The sequence below is a fragment of the Endozoicomonas sp. ALE010 genome (genome assembly GCF_049310165.1).
Classification (GTDB): domain Bacteria; phylum Pseudomonadota; class Gammaproteobacteria; order Pseudomonadales; family Endozoicomonadaceae; genus Endozoicomonas.
On the sequence record NZ_JBLYNV010000160.1, the window covers coordinates 1 to 2,557 of the forward strand.

Annotated in this window: 2 protein-coding genes; both read left to right on the top strand. The window is 44.0% G+C overall.

Translation table 11 applies throughout. The annotated features are described in order from the left end of the window. Positions 1–1,511 (top strand): phospholipase effector Tle1 domain-containing protein (locus tag ACO6UY_RS24375; protein WP_422491637.1); only part of this gene is annotated, 1,511 nt, incomplete at its 5' end. Then, a complete protein-coding gene (locus tag ACO6UY_RS24380; RefSeq protein ID WP_422447341.1) occupies positions 1,504–2,139 on the top strand; it encodes a hypothetical protein in 636 nt (211 codons plus the stop codon). The genes ACO6UY_RS24375 and ACO6UY_RS24380, both read left to right, overlap by 8 nt. The last annotated feature ends 418 nt before the right edge of the window (positions 2,140–2,557 follow it).

Here is a 2,557-nt window from a genome sequence, read left to right on the forward strand (position 1 = left end):
CCGTTTACCATTACGGCCTCAGTGGCCAGTTGATGGCGGAAACCCGGATCGACAGCCAGACAGGGAAAGAGATCCATAAAAACTACCTGTGGTTGAACCGGGTGCCAGTAGCGATGGCGGATGACTCCAAAGGTCAGCAGATCACCTACCTTCATACGGATCATCTGAATACTCCCAGAAAAGCGACCAATGACCAGCAAACTATTGTCTGGCAATGGAACAGCGATGCTTTTGGGATGGGTCTGGCCAACCAAGACCCGGACGGTGATGGCAAGGAGACGGAAATCAACCTGCGTTTCGCAGGCCAGTACTACGATCATGAAAGCGGTTTGTTCTACAACTACCACCGTTACTACGACCCGGAAACGGGGCGCTACAGCCAGAGTGATCCCATAGGGTTGAGAGGTGGCATCAATACCTATGCCTATGTGAACAGTAATCCGCTGGTCAGCACAGATCCATTGGGACTGTTTTTGTTTGCTTTTGATGGGACGGGGAATGATGCAGATGATCTGGGTGGTCTTAATGCGGAAGCAGAAACAAATGTTTCACTCTTCAGGCGGTATTATCAAGATGCCTATTCCCGAGATGATGTGCTTTATCAACCAGGTGTAGGAACTGATGGCTGGCTGGACTATATCATTGGCGGTGCGACTGGCCTGGGCTCTCGTGAGAGGGTAAACGACGCTCTTTATATGCTCGATGTTCTTTTAAGGCGGGACTCATGGGATCGAACTATTGACATTGTAGGGTTCAGTCGTGGGGCTGCAGCTGCCAGGGAGTTCTCTAACGAGATCTTTGAACGCATTGATAATAATCATTGGGCTAATGTCAGTGAATGCAATCCCCTGAATGTTCGCTTTATGGGGCTGTTTGATACAGTCGGTTCAATGGGACTGGCAGGGAATAGCACAGATATTGGCTATGACTTCTCCGTTGATAGCCGTATTGGCCATGTAGCTCATGCTGTAGCACTCAATGAACATAGAGCTTTATTTCCTCTTTCCTCAGTATCGCCCAATGAGGGAGCCGATATTTCTTCCGGCGGCAATATTGTTGAACAGGGCTTTGTTGGTGCACATTCTGATATAGGTGGTGGTTATGGCGATAGTGACCTTTCAGATATAGCTTTGCAGTGGATGTATCATCAAGCATTGAGCGCAGGTGTTGAGCTGGGTGATTTGAAAGATGAACATAAAGTCGTTGAGAAGCCTGTTATTCATGATGAGAGAGGCTGGCTGGGCAAACTGGGTAATGAGGATAGAGCTATCTATTATCCGAATGATCCTGACTTTAAACCTACCCCTACATCCAAGTGCGAGAGGAAAGTGGATAACCGGTGTGTTCAGTATCAGGCTGCCCGAGAGTCAGAACGGCAAAGAACTGCACCTCAATTTCCTGATCTTGAGCATATGATTCAGAGCAAACCCGACGGTAATTTCCGTGGAACAGTTAATATGGATCTGTATCAGGTCTGGCTGGATGAGAATGGAGTATTTGGCGATGGTTAAAAGTAAGTTCAATACCTATGCTGCTATTTATCTGCTTCTAATGGTGAGTAGTTTGATGAGTGGTTGCAGTGCATTTGGCAGAAACTTTTACAGTATCGGTGTTCATAATGATACTGAGAGTAGTCTCTATTTTACTGAAGTGTTAAATGAACTGGATCAGTATATATTCCATAAAGGAAAAATGATAATACCCTTTAAGTCAAAGGACTTTAGCATTATTGGCTCTGTTCCAATCAAGGATACTCCTGAGTATGGACTGGTTCGCTGGAAGTTTGAAGAGGAAGGGGACTGGATAGAAAAGAAAGTGAAGGTCAAGGAAGGTTTGCCTGATAATTTTCAGGGAGCTATTTACTTTAGTATTTTGAATGAGAATGAGGTTTTTATATCTTGGATTCTTAAAAATGATAAATCTAAAGCTGTTGATTGTGGAGGCTATATATTCGAAAAGTACCACTATCGGGCTAAACCATATGTAGATAAAGATATAGCCATGTGGCAAGACTACATGGAACAGAAAGAGGCTGACCTAAAAGCGGGGTTGACGGATAAATACAAGAAACCCAAATTCTATGATACGGTGACAGAGAAATGGTTTCACTGTAATGTTCGAGCTTACTTGAAGCCTTAGGGCTATTGGCCAAGATGAGTGCAAAAAAGTGTAAATTGGCAATGATGGTTGCTTACTTCATCGTAGTAACCAACTGGCTTATTCTATTGTATTCTCAAGTGCCTTCAATTGTGAATAATGGAGTGCTAAATCCATATGGCTTTTTACTCGGAGGGCTTTATGCAGCAATAACTTTTGTCATATGGCAGGGGTGTATTTGCATCTTGTGGTTTTATCGTTCTGGAGGGGTATTGTCACATGTATTTGGTTTTTTGATCTTTGGGCTGTACTTGGTTGTTTTTTTTTCAAATAGAAAATAGGACACCCTTATATTTGACAAACAAGCTAGCTAGGAGCCTGTCCGAGAATAGACTGCCCTACTGCGGTGGCAGCAAATTGGTCTAAAAATTCCGTTTTGTTCGGCAAATAGCCCCGCTAT

What these genes read in the sequence shown, in the direction of transcription:
- ACO6UY_RS24380 (WP_422447341.1), top strand. Translation starts at nt 1,504, where the DNA reads ATGGTTAAAAGTAAGTTCAATACCTATGCTGCTATTTATCTGCTTCTA.